Origin of the sequence: Pantoea trifolii, from assembly GCF_024506435.1 — a bacterium.
Taxonomy (GTDB): Bacteria; Pseudomonadota; Gammaproteobacteria; order Enterobacterales; family Enterobacteriaceae; genus Pantoea; species Pantoea trifolii.
In genome coordinates, this window is record NZ_JANIET010000001.1 from 1143088 (window position 1) to 1163435 (window position 20348).

A 20348-nucleotide genomic window follows, 5' to 3' on the forward strand; every position below is an offset into this window, starting at 1 on the left:
TTTACCCGTTAAAAATCACACGTCTGCATTAATCATGCTTTACTAACGGAGCCAGTTCGGTCGCCATCAGGTTGGCGATAAACGGCTGTGCATCCGGATTGGGGTGAATTCCATCCTGCTGCATCCACTCCGGCTTCAGGTAGACCTGCTCCATAAAGAAGGGCACCAGAGGAATGTCGTACTGCTGTGCCAGGCGCGGATAGATCGCGCTAAACGCCTCCGTATAACGACGTCCATAATTAGCCGGCAGACGAATCTGCATCAGCAGCGGCTGCGCTTTAGCGGCTTTCACTTCGTCGATCACTTTGGTCAGATCGGCGGCGATATTCTGCGGCGGGAAACCACGCAGGCCATCGTTACCGCCCAATTCGATTAACACCCAGCGGGGTTGATGCTGTTTTAATAGGCCCGGTAAACGCGCCAGCCCCTGTCCTGCGGTATCTCCGCTGATGCTGGCGTTCACCACTTTGGGCTGCTGTTGCCACTCTTTATTCAGCAGGTTCGGCCAGGCCGCCGTGGCCGACATGCGATACCCGGCGCTCAGGCTGTCGCCCAGTACCAGCAAGGTATCGGCGGCGGCGAGTCGGGACACCAGCAGAAGCAATAACAACAGGAAGGGATAATGCCAGCGGAAAACATTGTTGAAGTTCATCATCTTACTAAGTCCGTCGGTCAGGGAGAGCATCAGCTGACCATCCTTACCGGAGTTGAGCTGGTTGTCAAACCAGCTGAGACCATCGCCCTGATTGGCGAGTCCGGCTCTGGCAAATCCACGCTGCTGGGCATTCTGGCCGGACTGGATGACGGCAGCAGCGGCGAAGTGCATCTGCTTGGCCAGCCGCTGCACAGCATGAACGAAGAGCAGCGTGCGGCACTGCGCGCGCGCGAAGTGGGCTTTGTATTTCAATCATTTATGCTGGTGCCGACGCTGAACGCGCTGGAAAACGTGCAACTTCCGGCGCTGTTGCGTGGCGACAGCGATCGCGAAAGCCGTGCGCAATCGGTGGAGTTGCTTACTTTATTGGGCTTGAAAGATCGTCTGCATCATCTGCCGGCCCAACTTTCTGGCGGCGAGCAGCAGCGTGTGGCGCTGGCGCGTGCCTTTAGTGGTCGTCCCGGTTTGCTGTTTGCCGATGAACCCACAGGCAACCTTGATCGTAAAACCGGCGATCGCATTGCCGATCTGCTGTTCTCCCTTAACCGCGATTTTGCCACCACGCTGATTCTGGTGACGCACGATGAACAACTGGCGGCGCGCTGCGACCGTCGCTTACGGCTGCGTGACGGCAAGTTGTGGGAGGAGTCATGATTTGGCGCTGGTTCTGGCGCGAGTGGCGTTCGCCCTCGCTACTGATTGTCTGGATGGCGCTCACGCTTGCGGTGGCCTGCGTGCTGGCGCTGGGATCGATCAGCGATCGCATGGAAAAAGGCTTGAGCCAGCAGAGCCGCGACTTTATGGCGGGCGATCGTACGCTGCGAACAACTTCTCCCGCTCCGGAAGCGTGGCTTAACAAAGCGCGTGACGAAGGTCTCTCGGTCAGCAGCCAGCTGCACTTTATGACCATGACCTTCGCGCAAGAGACGCCGCAGCTGGCGGACGTTAAAGCGGTGGATAACGCCTATCCGATGTTTGGTACGCTGCAAACCGATCCGCCGGGCTTACGTCCACAAGCGGGCACCGTGTTAGCTGCGCCGCGTTTGCTGGCGCTGCTGAATCTGAAAGTGGGCGACAGCGTGGATGTCGGCGACACCACGCTGCGCATTGCCGGTGAAGTGATTCAGGAGCCGGATGGTGGCTTTAATCCGTTCCAGACCGCGCCGCGTCTTCTGATGAATCTGGCTGACGTGGAGAAAACCGGCGCAGTGCAGCCGGGCAGTCGTCTGAGCTGGCGCTATAAATTCTCCGGCGATCCGGCACCCCTGGCGCGCTATGACAGCTGGATCGCGCCGCAGCTAAAAGCCGATCAGCGCTGGATCAGCGTGGAGAATTCGGAAGATGCGCTGGGCCGCTCAATGCAGCGTGCGCAGCAGTTTTTACTGCTTTCCGCCTTGCTGACGCTGATGCTGGCGATTGCTGCGGTGGCGGTGGCGATGAGTCATTACTGCCGCAGCCGCTACGATTTGGTGGCGGTGCTGAAAACGCTGGGCGCAACGCGCAAGGCGCTGCAGCGGCTGATCATCGGTCAATGGCTGGCGGTGCTGCTGCTGGCGGCGATAGTCGGTAGCGCCCTGGGGCAGGGCATTGAAGTGATCCTGCTGCTGATGCTGAAACCGGTGCTGCCGGGCGCGCTGCCAGCGGCGAGTTTCTGGCCGTGGCTGTGGGCGATTGGCGCGATGTTTGTGATTTCGCTGCTGGTGGGTTTGCGTCCGTATCGCTTGCTGATGGCGACGCAACCGCTGCGCGTGCTGCGCCGGGATGCGGTGGCGAACGTCTGGCCGCTGCGAATCTATCTACCCGCGATGGCGCTGGTGGTGATTGTATTGCTGGCGTTGCTGATGGGCGGCAGCAAAATGCTGTGGGCGCTGTTGGCGGGTGTAGTGATGCTTGCGCTGCTGCTGGCGTTACTCGGCTGGGGCACCTTGCTGCTGCTGCGTCGGCTGGTGGTGCGCAATCTGGCGCTGCGGCTGGCGATTAACCGTCTGCTGCGTCAACCGGCGATGACGCTCAGCCAACTGGCGGCGTTTTCGCTGTCATTTATGTTGCTGGCGCTGCTGCTGGTGATGCGCGGCGATCTGCTGGATCGCTGGCAACAACAATTGCCGCCGGATAGCCCGAACTATTTCCTGCTGAACATCACCAAAGAGCAGGTGCCGCTGGTGCGTGACTTCCTGAGCGAGCATCAGCTTAAGCCGGAAACCTTCTATCCGATTGTGCGTGCGCGCCTGACCGAACTGAACGGCAAAGAGGCCGATCCTAAGCTGGATAACGCGCTAAATCGCGAACTCAATCTGACGTGGCAAGCTGAGCGCCCGGATCACAATCCGCTGATCTCCGGCAACTGGCCGCCGCAGGCCGGTGAAGTGTCGATGGAAGTGGAGCTGGCGGATCGTCTGGGCGTGAAGCTCGGCGATACCTTAACCTTCAGCGGCGACACCCAGCAGTTCAGCGCCAAAATCACCAGCTTGCGTAAGGTAGATTGGGAAAGTCTGCGGCCGAATTTCTTCTTTATCTTCCCGCCGGGCGCGCTTGATCAACAGCCACAAACCTGGCTCACCAGCTTCCGCATGGCGAGCAATCCGGCACTGCTGGCGCAACTTAATCGCGCATTCCCGACGCTGAGCCTGTTGGATATCGGCAGCATGATGCGCCAGATCGGCCAGGTGTTGACGCAGGTGAGTCAGGCGCTGGAAGTGATGGTGGTGCTGGTCACGGTGTGTGGCGTGCTGCTGCTGCTGGCGCAGATTCAGGTCGGCATGCGTCAGCGTCGGCAGGAGTTGGTGGTCTATCGCACGCTCGGTGCCAGCAAGCGCCTGCTGCGCGGCACCTTATGGTGTGAGTTTGCGCTGCTTGGCGTGGTGTCGGGGATTGCGGCGGCGCTGGGCGCGGAAGCGGCGCTGTGGGGCTTGCAGCGCAAGATCTTCGATTTCCCGTGGCAGCCAGACTGGACGCTGTGGATCGCCTTGCCGATCGGCGGCGCGCTGCTGCTCTCGCTGTGCGGTGCCTGGCTGGGCATTCGTTTATTAAAACAGAAGGCGCTGTTTAGAAGCTTTAGCGCCGGATAAGCAAAACGATTTGTCTTAATTTAAGTTCTGGTCTGTGTGAGTCGACTCATGAAAGCAGACCAGACTTATTTAAGGCTCAACATGTCATCTCCACTTATCGTCAAATCCGTTGTTGAAATCGGCTGCTGTAAAGTCTGCCAGGGCGAAGCCACGCTGTATGGTGTGACCGATTTCAATACCATCTGTCATTCGGAAAATGCCAGTCGTTACACTTATCCGCTCACCGGCGTGGCGATTTATTATCATCAATGTCAGACCTGTGGTTTGGTTTATACCCATGCGTGCGATGACTGGACGCCAGCGGATTATGCACAGCACATGTATAACGAGGATTACGGGCAGTTTGATCCTAACTATGAGATCAATCGACCGATGAGAAATCGCGATCTGATTTTGACGTTATTCAAAAAATATCACGGCAAAAAAATGCTGGATTACGGTGGAGGCACCGGCACGCTGGCGCGCTTAATGCAGGAAGTGGGCATTGATATGGTGGCGTGGGATCCATTTGTGCCCGGCGATTATCCAGAACTGAATTCGTATGAATTTATGACCAGTTTTGAGGTGTTTGAGCACACGCCCGATCCACATAAAACGCTGGCAGAGGTTTCAGGCTTTATGAAACAAGGCGGCGTGTTTTTCTTCAGCACAGCGACCACCGACGAAGTGAGCCACCTTGGTATGACGGACTGGTATATTTCGCCGCGCACCGGACATATTACGATTCATTCGGAAGCGTCGCTGAATGCATTGTTCAGTGCGCATGGGTTCCAGATTACGCATCTGAATCGCTGGAGCCATGTGGCGATGAAGATGGTGGGGTAAAGGGGGCCTGATGCCCTCACCCCGGCCCTCTCCCACAGGGAGAGGGAGATGTTCGCTCGATCGGTTCCCTCTCCCTTCGGGAGAGGGCTAGGGTGAGGGAAAAACAGCTGCACTATAACTTCTCAACCGCCCACGCAATCCCGCTCGCATACGCTTCCGGCAACAACGGCACCAGCGCATTCAAGGCTGACGCAAGGCGCCCACGATCGCTATCGGTCAGATTAAGATGCCCAACCTTGCGGCCTTCGCGCACCTCTTTGTCGTACCAATGCAGATGCACCAGCGGCTGTTGCAGCCACGCCAGATTCACATCGGTACCAATCAGATTCACCATCACCGACGGCGCAAACATCACCGGCTGGGGAAGCGCCAGACCCAGCACCGCACGCAGATGCAGCTCGAACTGGCTGATGGACGCGCCATTCTGCGTCCAGTGACCGCTGTTGTGCACGCGCGGGGCCAGCTCGTTGATCAGCAGACCCTCTGGCGTAATGAAACACTCCATCGCCATCACGCCAACATACTTCAGCTCATGCATGATGGCGCTGAGCATCACTTCCGCCTGCTGTTGCTGTCTGGCATCGGCCTGCGGGAACGCCACGCTGGTGCGCAGAATGCCGTCCTGATGCAGGTTATGCGTCAGCGGATAAAACACCGTGCTGCCATCGTGTCCGCGCGCGCCGACCAGCGATACTTCGCCGCTGAAATTAATGCCCTGCTCAACGATGCATTCGCCGTAGCACTCATCCGGTAGCGCATCGGTTTCATTGGCGCGCAAACGCCACTGACCACGGCCGTCATAGCCGCCGGTACGACGCTTCACAATCGCCAGTTCGCCCAATTTGCTGAACACGTTCGGCCACTCGGCTTTATCGGCCAGCAGCTGCCACGGCGCGGTGGCGAGGTTCAGTTGATCCAGCAGCTGTTTTTGCGTCAGGCGATCGGCCAGACGCGGGAAAATATCGCGATTCACAAAGGCCGGATGGCTCGCCAGTTCGCGGGTTAACGCGGTTTCCGGCCAGCGCTCAATCTCAGCGGTGATCACGCTTTCGGCGATCGGCAGCGCAGAAGGCTCCGCATCCAGACCCACCGGATACACCGCGATGCCCAGCGGTTCACCGGCCTGGCGCAGCATGCGGCCTAACTGACCATTTCCTAATACGCAAACCGGCTTCATGCTTCCTCCCGCGGATCCGGGTTGTTCAGCACTTCATCAGTCTGCGTTTGACGCCAGTTGGCGATGCGCGTTGACAGCGCGCTGTCGTGGATCGCCAGAATCTGCGCCGCCAGCAGGGCAGCGTTAGCGGCACCGGCTTTACCAATCGCCAGCGTTCCGACCGGAATACCGCGCGGCATCTGCACGATGGAGTAGAGGCTATCGACGCCGCTCAGCGCCGCGCTTTGCACTGGCACGCCCAGCACCGGCACCAGCGTTTTCGCGGCCAGCATGCCCGGCAAATGGGCAGCACCGCCGGCACCGGCGATGATCACCTGAAAACCGTTGTCGGCTGCGGTTTCCGCGAAGCTGAACAGTTTGTCGGGCGTACGGTGAGCTGAGACCACTTCAACGTGGAAGGGAACATCCAGGCTGTTAAGAATTTCCTCGGCGAACTGCATGGTAGCCCAGTCACTTTTGGAACCCATGACAATGGCGATACGGGCCGGGGTGGCGTTGGATGACATGCGGTCAACTCCTGTGAATATGCAAACGAACCTGGCCGGGCGGGCAGGCGAAGAAGGGCACAGAGAATAGCATGAGATGGCAGCAAGGAAAACGGTTGCGTAGGCGGAAAACGGGCATTGATGCCCGGATTTCAGAAGGGGAATTCGATCAGGCTGACGCCGTTGGCATCAAGCTGAATCATCGATCCGTTCTCATGCCAGGCACCCAGCACCGCGCGCTCGGCGTTTTTGCCGTGCAGCGTGAAGGTGTGAATGGCGGGACGATGGGTGTGGCCGTGAATCAGAATCGGCACCTGCTGGCGCGTCATCGCGGCTTCCACTGCGGACTGATTGACGTCCATGATGCTGACCGACTTGTGCTGATTCGCCTGCTTGCTGCCATTGCGCATGCGCGCGGCAATGCGCACGCGCAGACGCAGTGGCAACGCGAGGAACAGGCGCTGCAACCAGCGCTGATGCACTTTGGCGCGAAAACGCTGATAACCTTCATCGTCGGTGCACAAGGTATCGCCGTGCATGATCAACACGCGATGTCCGTAGAGATCGAGCACCTTTTCTTCCGGCAGCAACGTCATGCCAGAAGCGCGTGCAAAACGCTGGCCGAGCAGGAAATCGCGATTACCGTGGATAAAGAATTTAGGCACCGGCAGCGCCTTGAGCGCCGCAGCGATTTGCTGATGCAGCGGATTGGGATCGTCGTCGCCGATCCAGGCTTCAAACAGATCGCCGAGGATGTAAAGCGCATCGCAGGAACGCGCTTCTCCCTGCAAAAAATGCAGAAAACCGGCAGTAATTGCCGGTTCTTCATGACACAGATGCAGATCTGCGATAAACAGCGTGCGCGACATTACTCGCTAACAGTCACTTTCTGGATGACAACGTCTTCAACCGGAACGTCCTGATGCATGCCGCTGCGGCCGGTTTTCACCGCTTTGATTTTCTCAACCACGTCCATGCCTTCAACCACTTCAGCGAACACGCAGTAACCCCAGCCTTGCAGGCTTTCGTCACGGAAGTTCAGGAAGTCGTTGTCTGCCACGTTGATGAAGAACTGGGCAGTGGCAGAGTGTGGCGCCTGAGTACGCGCCATCGCCAGCGTGCCTTTGGTGTTTTTCAGGCCGTTGTTCGCTTCGTTGCGGATGTCTGCTTTGGTATCTTTCTGCTTCATGCCAGGCTCAAAACCGCCGCCCTGAATCATGAAACCGTTGATTACGCGATGGAAGATAGTGTTATCGTAAAAACCTTCCGCGCAGTATTCCAGGAAGTTCTTCACGGTAGCCGGCGCTTTGTCATCGAAAGTTTTAATTACGATATCGCCATGGTTCGTCTGGAAAGTGACCATTATTTTCTTCCTGTCAAGGTTGTCGTCAGTATCAACTGCCACGCCAGCAAGGCGGCGAGGCATTTTTGTAGACGCTTCTTATATCACAATTTCCAATAACGCGTCAGTAACCGGACGGCAGTTGGCAACCGAGCGATGCACAAGTCAGAAAAATACGGCACAATAACCGGCTACATTTTTATAATGTTCGAATCCCGCACACGTAATTAAAACGGAACCGTTCAATGCTAAAGATTTATAACACCCTGAGTCGACAGAAAGAGGAATTCAAACCCATCCATGCCGGTCAAATCGGTATGTACGTGTGTGGTATCACGGTTTACGACCTCTGTCATATCGGCCATGGGCGTACGTTTGTGGCATTCGACGTGGTGGCGCGTTATCTGCGTTACGTGGGCTATCAGCTGAAGTATGTGCGTAACATCACCGATATCGATGACAAAATCATCAAACGTGCCAATCAAAACGGGGAAAGCATTGAAACGCTGACCAACCGCATGATCGCCGAGATGCACAACGATTTCGCCGCGCTCGGCATTTTGCCGCCGGATCTGGAGCCGCGCGCCACCCGCCATATCGACGAGATTATCGAGCTGGTCGGCAGGCTGATTGAGCGTAAGCACGCGTACGTGGCGGACAACGGCGACGTGATGTTCGACGTGATGAGCGACAAAGAGTACGGCGTACTGTCGCGTCAGGATCTGGAGCAGCTGCAGGCCGGTGCACGCGTCGAAGTGGCGGATGTGAAGCGCAATCCGATGGACTTCGTGCTGTGGAAGATGTCTAAAGCCGACGAACCGGCGTGGAATTCGCCGTGGGGCAACGGTCGTCCAGGCTGGCACATCGAATGTTCAGCGATGAACTGCAAACAGCTTGGCACCCATTTCGACATTCATGGCGGCGGTTCAGATCTGATGTTCCCGCACCATGAAAACGAAGTGGCGCAATCCACCTGTGCGCACGATGGTCCGTATGTGAATTACTGGATGCACTCCGGCATGGTGATGGTTGATCGCGAGAAGATGTCGAAATCGCTGGATAACTTCTTCACCGTGCGCGATGTGTTGCAGCACTACGATGCCGAAACCGTGCGTTACTTCCTGATGTCGGGCCACTATCGCAGCCAGCTCAACTACGGCGAAGATAACCTCAATCAGGCGCGTGCCGCGCTCGAGCGCTTGTACACCGCGCTGCGTCATACCGATGCCAACGCCACGGCGGCGGGTGGCGAAGAGTTTGAAGCGCGTTTCCGCATCGCGATGGATGACGACTTCAACACGCCGGAAGCCTATTCGGTGTTGTTCGATATGGCGCGTGAAGTCAATCGTCTGAAGACCGAAGACAAAGTCTCCGCTGATGCGCTGGCGGCGAAACTGCGCCAGATCGCTAACGTGCTGGGCATTCTGCAGCAGGATCCCGAGCTGTTCCTGCAAAGCGGAGCGCAGGTGAATGACGATGAAGTGGCGAAAATCGAGCATTGGGTGAAAGCCCGTTCCGACGCGCGTGCGGCCAAAGATTGGGCGCAGGCGGATGTGGCGCGCGATAAGCTCAATGAGTTGGGCGTGATCGTTGAAGATGGGCCGCAAGGTTCCAGCTGGCGACGCAAATAACCGGAGAGGGCGAGAAATCGCCCTTTTTTATTATGGCGATTGAACAGATTCATATTCACGGCTTCCGCTCGGTGCGCGATCTGACGCTGCCGCTGCAGCAGCTCAACGTGGTCAGCGGCCCCAACGGCTGCGGCAAATCCAACCTGTATAAAGCGGTGCGACTGCTGCATGAAGCGGCGAGCGGACGCTTAGCGTTGGCGCTGGCGGAAGAGGGCGGCATCCAGAAAGCGATGTGGGCAGGCGGATTGCGGCGCGGAGATCGTCGGCACGATCCCAAGCGTTTGATCATGGCTGTGGTGATGGACGATATGGATTATCAGCTCGATATCGGTTTTCCTGAGCCGTCTCCGACGCTCTTTAGCCTTGATCCGCTGGTGAAAGAGGAGCGCATCTGGATGAGTGGTCAGCGACGTCGCCCTTCCTCGTGCATTTTGCAGCGGCAAAATCAAACCGCGTTTCTGCATAACGTCGAGGGTGAACGCGTGACCTATCCAGCGGTTTTGCACCCGGAAGAGTCGCTGTTTGGGCAACTGGGCGAACCGCATCTTTATCCCGAGCTTTCTCAGGTGCGCGAAAGGTTGCAGAAATGGCGCTTCTACCACGAGTTTGCCGTGTGGCCAGGTTCGCCAATTCGGGCACCGCAGATCGGTGTGCGTGCGCCGATTCTGGCGCATGATGGCAGTAATTTAGCTGCCGCGTGGGCGACAATTAATGAAGTCGGTCATCGCGAATTGCTGCATCAAGTGATGGCCGAAGCGTTCCCTGACACCGAATTTCACGTTGATGTGCAGAACGGGCGTTTTCAGATGCTGATGTCTCGGCGTGGGATTTTGCGTCCGCTGGAGAGCGCTGAGTTCTCGGATGGCACGTTGCGCTTTTTGTGTTTGGTGGTGGCGCTGCTCAGCCCGCGTCCGCCGGCGTTTATGGCGCTGAATGAACCGGAGAACAGTTTACATGAAGATTTGTTGCCCGCATTGGCGCGCCTGATTGCCGAAGCCAGCCAGTTCAGCCAACTGTGGATCACCAGCCATTCACCGAAACTGGCAACGCTGATTGCGCAGCATACGGCGGTGAACCATATCGAGCTGGCGCAAATCGAAGGGGAAACCCGCGTCTTGTAAGGTCGCCATTCATGGCGACCTTCCGGATGACTACGCTACAACCGTAATTTTAAAACCAGCAAACTCAACCTTCTGGCCTTCAACAATCTTGCAGCGCTTACGCGTTTCAACTGCGCCATCGACGCGCACTTCGCCTTCCGCGATCACGGCTTTCGCCTGCGCACCGCTTTGCACCCAACCTTCGAGTTTCAGCAGGTCGCACAAATCAACGTGGGCATGTTTACCGAGAGAAAAACTGGCCATTATGCCTCCTCAATGTCGTGAAATTCTTCACACGCTGTCAGCGTGTTTTGGATCAGGGTAGCGACCGTCATTGGACCGACGCCGCCTGGAACGGGCGTGATGTACGAAGCGCGCTCAGCAGCCGCTTCGAACTCCACATCGCCGACCACTTTGCCGCTGTCGAGACGGTTGATACCCACATCAATGACTACCGCGCCCGGCTTGATCCAGTCGCCCGGAATAAAGCCCGGCTTGCCGACCGCCACCACCAGCAGATCGGCGTGCTCAACGTGATGACGCAGATCTTTGGTGAAACGGTGCGTCACGGTGGTGGTGCAACCGGCGAGCAGCAGCTCCATGCTCATCGGACGGCCAACGATATTCGATGCGCCAACCACCACGGCGTTCAGGCCGTAAGTATCGATATTGTAGCGCTCCAGTAAGGTGACGATGCCGCGCGGCGTACACGGACGCAGCTTTGGCGCGCGCTGGCACAGACGACCGACGTTGTACGGATGGAAGCCATCCACGTCTTTGTCTGGAACGATGCGCTCCAGCACTTTGACGTTATCGATGCCAGCTGGCAGCGGCAACTGCACCAGAATGCCGTCGATATCGTTATCGTTGTTGAGCGTATCAATCAGCTCCAGCAGTTCGGCTTCGCTGGTGGTGGCGGGCAGATCGTAGGAGCGGGAGATGAAGCCCACTTCATCACAAGCACGACGTTTGCTGGCGACATAGATCTGTGAAGCCGGGTTTTCACCCACCAGCACAACTGCCAAACCGGGCGCACGTTTTCCGGCCGCCAGACGCTGCTGTACTTTTTCGGCAACCTCAAGGCGCACCTGCTGCGCAATCGTTTTACCGTCAATAATTTTTGCTGCCATCAGAGAGGAAATCCATCTGTAGAGGGTTAGATCGGGGATGGCGCCTATTCTGTCAGAAGCGCGTGCGGCTGTCAGGTAGAGATTCGCCATCAACGCCGCTTTCCCGATTTTTCGCCGTGGCGCCCGCCCGCGTTAGCGCTTATGATGCCCGGCAGTGAATGGGATGGATGACGTGATGATTTGGTTAATTCTCGCCACGCTGGCGGTGGTGTTCGTGGTAGGTTTTCAGCTGCTGACGGCCAGCTCGCGCCATGCGGTACAGGCGCTCAATAAACGGTTGCAACTGCCGCCGGTGCATATCGAATCGATGTTGTCGCTGATGGGCAAAGAGGCGGCAAAAGAGTTTACCGACTACATCGCGGGCGATAACGACACACATCTGCACAATGGCGCGGCGGTGCTGCTGATTTGGCAGGTGCTGATCGTCGATGGCAGCGACGAAAATAGGCAGCGCTGGCACGGCATTCTGAGCCGGGCTGGGTTTTCAGCGTTGATTTCACGGCAGCAGCTGTTGCTGGCGTTGGGGTTCTTGCGCCAACTGGAGCCGGACAGCCAGGAACTGCATGCGCTGCGCGACCAGTACAATGCGCACTTCACGCAGCAAGGGATTGAGCTGGAAGGCGAAACGGAGCAGGGCGGAAATCTAGTGTCGATGAGCGAGTGGCGCAAGCGGCATTAAGGGGTTTTGGTTAATCTGCCAGCACTCCGCTGCTCGTGGGAGGCAAAAACGTTGACGCGCGAGCCGCTGGACGTATAATCCGACCCAATCACTATGCGCCCTTAGCTCAGTTGGATAGAGCACCGGCCTTCTAAGCCGTAGGTCACAGGTTCGAATCCTGTAGGGCGTACCATCCCGAATTCTCCTCATCTTTGTCTCTTATTATTTTAAATTCATTCGTCGTTTATCCTTGTCATACAGTTCGCTAGCTGTATTATTTTGCCCAATCCCTTAGATCTACTCTTATATAAAGCAGTTATTGAAGTGCTATTCGCCAATGACCTTTATATATGGCAATCCTTTATACAATTGCCGCAATAGTAGAACTAACCACTTTGCCTTAACTCAGGTTGCATAATGTCCAATCATAATTTTTCTCAAACTGCCGCATTTCTCTGGTCGGTTGCCGACCTTCTTCGCGGAGATTTCAAACAGTCACTTTATGGTCGCATCATCCTGCCATTTACGTTGCTGCGTCGACTTGAGTGTGTGCTTGAGGAGAGTAAAGATGCAGTGTTGTCTCAGGCTGAAAAGCTTGAGTCAATGAAAGACTTGCCTGAAGACGCTAAGGAAAAGTTTCTGCTACGCGCAACTAATGGTCTGTCCTTTTTTAATACTTCTCCCATGAATCTAAGCAAGTTGGGCCAAAGCGATAACGCAGATAATTTGCTGAATTATGTCAAATGCTTTTCTAATGATGCACGTCAGATTTTCGAACAGTTCAAATTTAGCGAATATGTGAGTGAGTTAAAGCAAGCTAACCTACTGTTCAAAGTGGTCAAATTGTTTGCGGTAACTGATCTCAGCCCAAAAAGAATATCTAACCATGACATGGGATTGGTGTTTGAAGAGCTGATCCGCCGCTTCGCTGAAAGTTCCAATGAAACCGCCGGTGAGCACTTTACCCCACGTGATATTGTCCGTTTGACCACTTCTTTAGTGTTCATGGAAGATGACGACGCGCTAAGTAAGCCCGGCATTATCCGTACTATCTATGATCCTACTGCCGGAACCGGCGGGTTCTTATCTTCTGGTATGGAATATGTGCACGATCTCAATCCAGAAGCGGTAATGCGTGCCTTTGGCCAGGAACTCAATCCCGAATCTCATGCTATTTGTAAAGCCGATATGCTGATCAAGGGTCAGGATGTTAGCCGCATTAAGCTGGGTAATACCTTGTCAAATGATCAACTGCCTGCCGACCAGTTTGACTACATGCTGTCAAATCCTCCCTTCGGCGTGGATTGGAAAAAGATTGAAGGCGAGATTAACGATGAACATTCGCAGAAAGGCTTTAAGGGTCGTTTTGGACCGGGCCTGCCGCGTGTCTCCGATGGATCTCTACTGTTCCTGATGCATCTGCTTAGCAAAATGCGCGGCATCAACAATGCTGATGGCTCGATAAGCAACGGTGGCCGCATCGGTATTATCCTTAACGGCTCACCGCTATTTACCGGCGGTGCAGGTAGCGGTGAGAGCGAAATCCGCCGCTATATCTTGGAAGCCGATCTGCTGGAAGGCATCGTCGCGCTGCCAACGGATATGTTCTACAACACCGGTATCGCAACCTACGTCTGGATCCTGTCGAACAAGAAGTCCGCAGAACGCAAAGGCAAAGTGCAGCTGATCGATGGCACCAACCTGTGCGGAAAAATGCGTAAATCGCTGGGCTCAAAACGCAACTTGATGGGTGAAGACGATATCAAGCTGATTACGCAGACTTTCGGCGATTTCAAGGTCGTTGATGCGACCTCGCTGGATGAGCTTGGGCTAGAAAAAGCACCAGAGCAGAAATCTAACCGTGGCCGTCAGTCTGCCTCGGCTAAAACCGAAACAACGAAAACCTTCGCCAGCAAAATCTTTGGCACCACAGAGTTTGGTTATCGCCGCCTGACCATTGAACGCCCACTGCGTTTGTCTGCGCAGGTGACCGATGAAGCAATTGCAACCCTGCGCTTTGCACCGAAGCCGTTTAATGCACCGATGGAGCGTTTATACGAAGCGTTTTCTGCACAGTGGCAGGATGATAATTACGGTGATTTTTCAGCGATCGAAGCTGAAGCTCGCGTGATTATCAAAGCAGAGTTTGCTGAATTGAAAGAAAAGCAGATTAAGGATTTGCTGGACAGCAAGCTGTGGCTGGCGCAACGCACATTGATGGATAAGGCGCGGCAGATTCAGACTGCCTTGAATATTAAGGCGGGAGGCAAAACGCAGGTTAGCGATGACTTTAACCAGTTCCAGCTCACCCTGAAAGGTGCGATTAAAACTGCAGTCGTGAAGCTAGATAACAAAGAGAATAAACAGTTTATCGACGCTATCACCATTAAAAACCCGGCTGCCGAGCCGGTAGTGAAGAAGGTGCTGAAAGAGAATGCCCAGCCGCTCTACGGTGCGTTTGAGTACAAAAGTAAAGTTGTAGAGTTTGAGCAGGATGGCGATTTGCGTGATAACGAGAACGTACCGCTAAATCCGTATGTTGCCACCAGTGATCTGATTGAAAATTATTTCACAGCGGAAGTGCTACCGCATGTGGAGGATGCGTGGATTAATGCCGACAAGCGTGATGCGAAAGATGGTGAGGTTGGTATTGTTGGTTACGAGATTCCGTTTAACCGGCACTTCTATGTTTATCAGCCGCCACGCCCGCTGGAGGACATTGATGCAGATCTGGATGCGGTCAGCGCCGAGATTATGAAGCTGCTGCAGGAGGTGCATTCGTGATGTCTAAGTATAAGGCGTATCCGGAGTATATGGATTCTGGAATTGAATGGCTTGGGTCGATCCCTGACCATTGGAAAACTTTTTCCGGAAAACGAATGTTTAAAAGTGTGCGTATACCGGCTGAAAAGGGTGATGAGCAACTTGCGGCAAGCCAAAGGTATGGAGTTATTCCCCAGTCGCTAATGATGCAACTTAATGACTCAAAAGTGATGCTTGCATTAAAAGGAACTGATTCTTTTAGGCATGTTGCAGAAAATGATTTTGTTATAAGTCTACGTAGCTTTGAAGGAGGTATTGAGCATAGCCAGTACACTGGCTGTGTGTCACCTGCTTACACTGTACTGAAAAATTCTAAACCAATCAGTTACGGTTATTATCGTTATCTTTTTAAATGCATGCCTTTCATTGCTGCATTACAGTCGTCAACAGACAGTTTGAGAGATGGGAAATCAATTAATTATGAGCAGTTTAGCGCAATAGACCTACCACTAACTTCATTGTGTGAACAAAATACTATCGCCGCTTTTCTTGATTTCGAAACAGCAAAAATTGATAAGCTTATCGAGAAGCAAAAACAACTCATTGAACTGCTTAAAGAAAAACGTATGGCAGTTATTAGCCATGCCGTCACCAAAGGTCTAAATCCTGATGTGCCCATGAAAGATTCTGGTGTTGACTGGTTGGGGCAAGTTCCGGAGCACTGGATCGTACGTAGATTAAAACATACGGCAAGCCTACAATCTGGAATCCCTAAAGGAAAAGATCTCACAGGTAAAAAAAGTATTTCAGTACCTATGCTTCGTGTGGCCAATGTTCAAGATGGTTATCTTGACCTTGAAGATGTACATAACATAGATATTGAACCAAGTCAGTTGGGAAGATACTTACTTCGCAATGGTGATGTATTGATGAATGAGGGGGGGGATAATGACCAATTAGGTCGTGGAGCGGTATGGATGGCACCAATCAATAATTGCATTCATCAAAACCATGTGTTTTCAATTAGGCCTAAAAACATTGAATCAGAATGGCTAGATATGCTTACTCGAGCTGCTTATGCGAAATTTTATTTCTACCGAGTGGCGAAGCAAAGTACGAACCTTGCATCCATTTCGTCAACAAATATTAAAGAAACTCCATTGCTTATTCCTCCAGTAGAAGAAAGGAAGGAGATTCTAAAGTTTATTAAACTTCAACTCGAAAGATTAAAAGCGACTGAAGAACTAAGCATTGATCAAATTACCTTATTACGAGAACGCCGCACCGCCCTAATTTCCGCCGCCGTCACCGGAAAAATCGACGTGCGCGACTGGGTTGCACCCGACACGCAGGAAGTTGAGGAGCTACAGGAGACTACCGCATGAGCATGGACAGCACCAAGGAACTGATTTTTCAGGATGAAATGATTGCGCAGATGGTCGATCGTGGCTGGAGTGTTGGCAAAGCCGACGGCTACGATCGCGAGCGCGCGATCTATTCACAGGATGCGCTGACATTCGTGCAAACCACGCAGCCGCAGGAGTGGGAGAAGTTTGCCAAAATTTATCCCACCGACACCGAACGTCACTTCTTTGATGCGCTAGTGGCGCAACTCAAAAAAGCTGATATCAACGCTACCGATATGCTTTCACGCACTTACGGTACGCTCGGCGTATTACGTCACGGCATCAAGAGCCATAGCGCGCGTTTTTCGCTGTGTCAGTTCAAACCGGAACATAACCTCAATCCGGACACGCTGACGCGCTATAAACAAAACATCTGTCGTATTGTGCCCGAGCTGGTTTACAGCCCGCACGCTTCCAAAGCGGTATTTGAAGAGTCAGGCATAAAAGCGAAGAAGTGGCGTATTGATCTGGTGCTATTTGTGAATGGCCTGCCGATTGCCACGCTGGAACTAAAATCTGAATTTAAGCAGGCAGTACAAAACGCCATCACCCAATATAAGAAAACGCGCCTGCCAAAAGACCCCGGCACTAACAAAACGGAACCGCTGCTGACATTCAAACGCGGTGCGTTGGTGCACTTTGCCGTCAGCCAGTATGAAGTGTTTATGGCAACTAAACTCGACGGTGATAAAACCTTCTTTCTGCCGTTTAACAAAGGCACCAAAGAGGGCGGCGCGGGCAATGATATTCCGGAAAATGAAAATGACTACGCCACCAGCTATCTGTGGAATGAGGTCTTGCTGCCGGAAAATCTGCTGAAAATTCTTGCCAGCTTTGTGCATCTGCAAATTGAAGAGAAAGAAGACTGGCAGGGACTTAAGTATAAAAAAGAGAGTCTGATCTTTCCGCGCTATCACCAATGGGATGTGGTTAATAAACTGATCACGGCGGCAGCAGAGGAAGGGACAGGTAATAAATATCTGATTCAGCACAGTGCGGGTTCAGGTAAATCCAATTCCATCGCCTGGACCGCTCATCAGCTATCGCGGCTGTACGATGAGAAAGGTGAGAAGCAGTTCCACTCGGTGATTGTTGTCACTGACCGAACCGTGCTGGACGATCAGCTGCAGGACACAATCTACCAGTTTGAGCATCAGGATGGTGTGGTCGGGCGCATCAACAACAAAGAGGGAGATGGTTCAAAGTCGGAAAAGCTCGCTAGTGCGCTTGAAAACTCGCAGCCGATTATCATCGTCACTATTCAGACCTTCCCGTTTGTGCTCAAAGCGATTGAAAACAGTGTCAGCCTCAAGCTACGTAAATATGCGGTGATTGCCGATGAAGCGCACTCTTCGCAAAGTGGATCCACCGCGCGTCAGCTGAAAGAAGTGTTGATGACTGAAGAAGCGGATGACGATGTCGTGATGTCGTCAGAGGATATTCTTGATGCTACGGTTGCCGCGCGTAAAGGCAGCAGTAATCTCAACTACTATGCATTCACCGCTACGCCAAAACCGAAAACGCTGGAGCTTTTTGGCCGTCGCCCTAATCCACATGAGCCAGCCTCCAGAACCAATAAGCCAGAAGCGTTCCATGTTTACTCCATGCGTCAGGCTATTGAAGAAGGTTTTATTCTCGATGTTCTGAAGAATTACACCAATTACAAGGTGGCCTATAAGCTGCTGCAAAAGCTGGACGATCCGGACCGTGAAGTTGATAGCAAAAAAGCCAAAGTAAAACTCACCCAGTGGGTATCGCTGCATGAGCACAATATCTCGCAAAAGGTGAAGGTCATTGTTGAGCACTATCGTAAGCATGTGATGCATCTGCTGGGCGGACAGGCTAAAGCGATGGTGGTTACTAGCTCACGCAAAGCGGCGGTGCGCTACAAGCTGGCGTTTGATAAATACATCGCAGAAAACAACTACCAGAAAATTAACGCGATGGTTGCCTTCTCCGGTGAAATTGAGTTTGCCGAAAGCGATCATAACGCGCTTGCGCTCCTGAATCAGAAATTCACTGAAATCAATATGAACCCCGGCCTGAAAGGGTGGGATATGCGTAAAGCCTTTGATAGCGATGATTATCAAGTGATGCTGGTGGCAAACAAATTCCAGACCGGTTTTGACCAGCCCAAATTGTGTGCCATGTATGTGGACAAAGCATTAGGTGGAGTGGAATGCGTTCAGACACTTTCCCGACTGAACCGCACTTATCCGGGCAAAGCAGAATCAGGCACATTTGTACTCGATTTCTGGAATGAGCCAGATGAGATTCTTGAGGCTTTCCAACCGTATTACCAAACAGCGGAATTAACCGATGTTAGCGATCCGCAATTAGTGTTCGAGTTGTTCGACAAACTGCGCACCAGCGGGATTTTCCTTTGGAATGAAGTAGAGCAGTTCTGTGACGCATTTTTCACTAAGAATAAATCTAACGCAGCGATCAGTAACATTTGTAAGCCGGCAGTTGATCGTTGGAAGCTGCGTTATAGCTCAGCGATTGATGCTTATGTGCTGGCCAAAGAGATGTTTGAACGCACAAAAAAGACTGGCGACGTGGTGCTAATCACCAATGCAGAAAACAGTTTTAAAGCCTGCAAGCAGGAAAAAGACAAGCTGGATATCTTCAAAAAAGATCTCGGTAGTTTTGTTCGTTTCTACGAGTTTATGTCCCAGATTGTTGACTATGATGACAAAGATCTGGAAAAGCTAAGCCTGTTTGCTCGCCACTTGCGCCCAATGTTGCATGAACAGCGTATTGCAGAAGATGAGGTCGATCTCAGTAATGTTGAGATGAGCCATTATCGTTTGTCAAAGCTCCATGAGCAGCATCTGAAACTGCAAGAGGATGCCGAAGAGTACAAACTCAAACCCGGCAATGACATAGGCACTGCAAAGCCTAAGAACCCAAAAGAAGAGTTCCTTTCAAATATACTGGCGCGTCTGAATGACCTCTTTATTACTGACAATCTTAGCGATAAAGACATGATTAATTATGCTTTTGCCGTACGAGACAAGTTATCTGAGAACCAGGCGGTAATGACGCAAATTGCCAACAATACGCGCGAACAGGCAATGCTGGGAGATTTCCCGAAAGCGATTGATGATGCCGTAATGGATAGCAATGATGCGCATCAGGAGATGATGATTCAGTACTTGTCGAATCCGGAGCTTGCGAAAGGATTTGCCAGAGTGGTGTTTGATATGTTGAAAGGCGCTTAAAAGATGCGAGGCAGAATATTGCCTCGTTATCCTTAATACACTTGTTAATATGCTTGTAGAAAAAACAATTGGATATTTATTATGTTGAATCCTGTTTCTGAATGGGGCAGGTCAGAAGTTCAATCATAAAAGTGATGTAACATTTTCGTGTCTGTGCGCAAATATTTATTCTGCCAGTTCAGCTTCTGTTGTTGTTTTGTCTGAATATCAGCTTCCTCACGCAATTTTTGTTGCAGCCAGGGAGAAAATGTTCTGTAAAAAATTCTTGCTCTTCTGAACTTTTCAAACTGACTCATCATGAAAAGGATCCACAATACATTTAAAAAATAGGCGGAGATAGCGAGTACAATGAAAAACACTTGTTCACTTCCAGATGAGGTTTTACCTATATCTACAAATACAAATAGAGCAGTGAGAAGAATTAGCGAAATGATACTGATGAATGCGAGTTGAAAACCTCTTAACTTTCTGTATCGTTTATTGTAACTATTAAACGAGTCGTTCTGAATGTCCTCGATGCAAGGAGTTTTAATAAAACCTTGAAAATTTCGGTCTTCATAGCTGATGTTTCGCTCTCTGAGGAATGTCAAAAGTAGTTCGTTTATTTTTACCGAATACTGCATTCCTATTACATCATAAAGTGCCTTGGCAGCATTCTCAGTGGCTGTATTTATACTTTTTGCATATAGGTTAGAAATACAGGCAAGTGCTTTTGCTCTTTTTTCAGTGACTGTGGCCTTCTCAGCATAATGAATACCTGCCAACCTTTTTATGATGGGCCACGCTGCTTTTATTAACCCTGGGATAAGTACACCTAGAGATAATTTAAGAGACTCGGTGCTTATTAACGTTGAGAAATTGATTGTTGAGTTTATTTCTTCCAT

The 20348-nt window shown here is 52.5% G+C and carries 17 protein-coding genes and 1 tRNA gene; 10 read left to right on the forward strand and 8 right to left on the reverse strand.

The genetic code is table 11. The features are described from left to right. Window positions 1-28: 28 nt before the first annotated feature. On the reverse strand, window positions 29-655 hold the full coding sequence (tesA, locus tag NQH49_RS05215; protein WP_256695837.1) for a multifunctional acyl-CoA thioesterase I/protease I/lysophospholipase L1: 627 nt from the start codon (window positions 653-655) through the stop codon (window positions 29-31). Here tesA and ybbA point away from each other — a divergent pair. The 3 genes from ybbA to NQH49_RS05230 all read left to right on the forward strand — a co-directional run bounded on the left by ybbA (window position 623) and on the right by NQH49_RS05230 (window position 4548). Beyond that, the gene (ybbA, locus tag NQH49_RS05220; protein WP_256695838.1) at window positions 623-1309 is read left to right on the forward strand and encodes a putative ABC transporter ATP-binding protein YbbA; all 687 of its coding nucleotides are present in this window, start codon (window positions 623-625) and stop codon (window positions 1307-1309) included. The genes tesA and ybbA overlap by 33 nt on opposite strands. Further along, a complete protein-coding gene (gene ybbP / locus NQH49_RS05225) occupies window positions 1306-3723 on the forward strand; it encodes a putative ABC transporter permease subunit YbbP (RefSeq protein WP_256695839.1) in 2418 nt (805 codons plus the stop codon). The genes ybbA and ybbP overlap by 4 nt, the downstream gene beginning before the upstream one ends. Before the next feature lie 81 nt (window positions 3724-3804). Continuing rightward, a complete protein-coding gene (locus NQH49_RS05230) occupies window positions 3805-4548 on the forward strand; it encodes a class I SAM-dependent methyltransferase (protein WP_256695841.1) in 744 nt (247 codons plus the stop codon). 112 nt (window positions 4549-4660) lie between these two features. Here NQH49_RS05230 and purK read toward each other — a convergent pair whose 3' ends face one another. From purK to ppiB, 4 genes are all read right to left on the reverse strand, one after another. Then, complete coding sequence (gene purK / locus NQH49_RS05235) at window positions 4661-5725, reverse strand: 5-(carboxyamino)imidazole ribonucleotide synthase (RefSeq protein WP_256695843.1); 1065 nt, start codon at window positions 5723-5725, stop codon at window positions 4661-4663. Beyond that, window positions 5722-6231, reverse strand: a complete 510-nt coding sequence (gene purE / locus NQH49_RS05240) for a 5-(carboxyamino)imidazole ribonucleotide mutase (protein WP_256695844.1) — start codon at window positions 6229-6231, stop codon at window positions 5722-5724. The genes purK and purE overlap by 4 nt, the downstream gene beginning before the upstream one ends. 131 nt (window positions 6232-6362) lie before the next feature. Then, on the reverse strand, window positions 6363-7079 hold the full coding sequence (lpxH, locus tag NQH49_RS05245) for a UDP-2,3-diacylglucosamine diphosphatase (protein ID WP_256695845.1): 717 nt from the start codon (window positions 7077-7079) through the stop codon (window positions 6363-6365). Further along, window positions 7079-7573: a peptidylprolyl isomerase B gene (gene ppiB, locus NQH49_RS05250; protein WP_008103818.1), complete on the reverse strand. Its 495-nt coding sequence runs from the start codon at window positions 7571-7573 to the stop codon at window positions 7079-7081. Before ppiB ends, lpxH begins: the two co-directional genes overlap by 1 nt. Window positions 7574-7797: 224 nt before the next feature. On the opposite strand from ppiB, the gene cysS reads away from it, so the two are divergent. After that, window positions 7798-9183, forward strand: coding sequence for a cysteine--tRNA ligase (cysS, locus tag NQH49_RS05255; RefSeq protein WP_256695846.1), 1386 nt, complete (start codon window positions 7798-7800; stop codon window positions 9181-9183). Window positions 9184-9215: 32 nt separating this feature from the next. Beyond that, on the forward strand, window positions 9216-10304 hold the full coding sequence (locus NQH49_RS05260) for an AAA family ATPase (RefSeq protein ID WP_256695848.1): 1089 nt from the start codon (window positions 9216-9218) through the stop codon (window positions 10302-10304). A 30-nt stretch (window positions 10305-10334) separates the two neighbouring features. Here NQH49_RS05260 and ybcJ read toward each other — a convergent pair whose 3' ends face one another. Both ybcJ and folD read right to left on the reverse strand, forming a co-directional pair. Next, window positions 10335-10547 (reverse strand): ribosome-associated protein YbcJ, encoded by a 213-nt coding sequence (gene ybcJ / locus NQH49_RS05265; RefSeq protein ID WP_007890771.1) that lies wholly within the window; start codon window positions 10545-10547, stop codon window positions 10335-10337. Continuing rightward, on the reverse strand, window positions 10547-11413 hold the full coding sequence (gene folD, locus NQH49_RS05270) for a bifunctional methylenetetrahydrofolate dehydrogenase/methenyltetrahydrofolate cyclohydrolase FolD (RefSeq protein WP_036648219.1): 867 nt from the start codon (window positions 11411-11413) through the stop codon (window positions 10547-10549). Before folD ends, ybcJ begins: the two co-directional genes overlap by 1 nt. 175 nt (window positions 11414-11588) lie before the next feature. Between folD and NQH49_RS05275 the strand changes: the two genes are divergently transcribed. The 5 genes from NQH49_RS05275 to NQH49_RS05295 all read left to right on the forward strand — a co-directional run bounded on the left by NQH49_RS05275 (window position 11589) and on the right by NQH49_RS05295 (window position 19464). Continuing rightward, the gene (locus NQH49_RS05275) at window positions 11589-12092 is read left to right on the forward strand and encodes a DUF1198 family protein (protein ID WP_192236681.1); all 504 of its coding nucleotides are present in this window, start codon (window positions 11589-11591) and stop codon (window positions 12090-12092) included. A 95-nt stretch (window positions 12093-12187) separates the two neighbouring features. After that, a tRNA-Arg gene (locus tag NQH49_RS05280) sits at window positions 12188-12264 on the forward strand. Between the two features lie 224 nt (window positions 12265-12488). After that, window positions 12489-14855, forward strand: coding sequence for a type I restriction-modification system subunit M (locus NQH49_RS05285; RefSeq protein WP_256695850.1), 2367 nt, complete (start codon window positions 12489-12491; stop codon window positions 14853-14855). Continuing rightward, on the forward strand, window positions 14855-16219 hold the full coding sequence (locus tag NQH49_RS05290; RefSeq protein ID WP_256695852.1) for a restriction endonuclease subunit S: 1365 nt from the start codon (window positions 14855-14857) through the stop codon (window positions 16217-16219). The genes NQH49_RS05285 and NQH49_RS05290 overlap by 1 nt, the downstream gene beginning before the upstream one ends. Continuing rightward, window positions 16216-19464 carry a type I restriction endonuclease subunit R gene (locus tag NQH49_RS05295; RefSeq protein WP_256695853.1) on the forward strand — a complete coding sequence of 1083 codons (3249 nt, stop codon included), beginning with the start codon at window positions 16216-16218 and terminating at the stop codon, window positions 19462-19464. Before NQH49_RS05290 ends, NQH49_RS05295 begins: the two co-directional genes overlap by 4 nt. Window positions 19465-19583: 119 nt before the next feature. Here the strand turns inward: NQH49_RS05295 and NQH49_RS05300 are convergent, their stop codons facing one another. After that, the gene (locus tag NQH49_RS05300; protein ID WP_256695854.1) at window positions 19584-20348 is read right to left on the reverse strand and encodes a hypothetical protein; all 765 of its coding nucleotides are present in this window, start codon (window positions 20346-20348) and stop codon (window positions 19584-19586) included.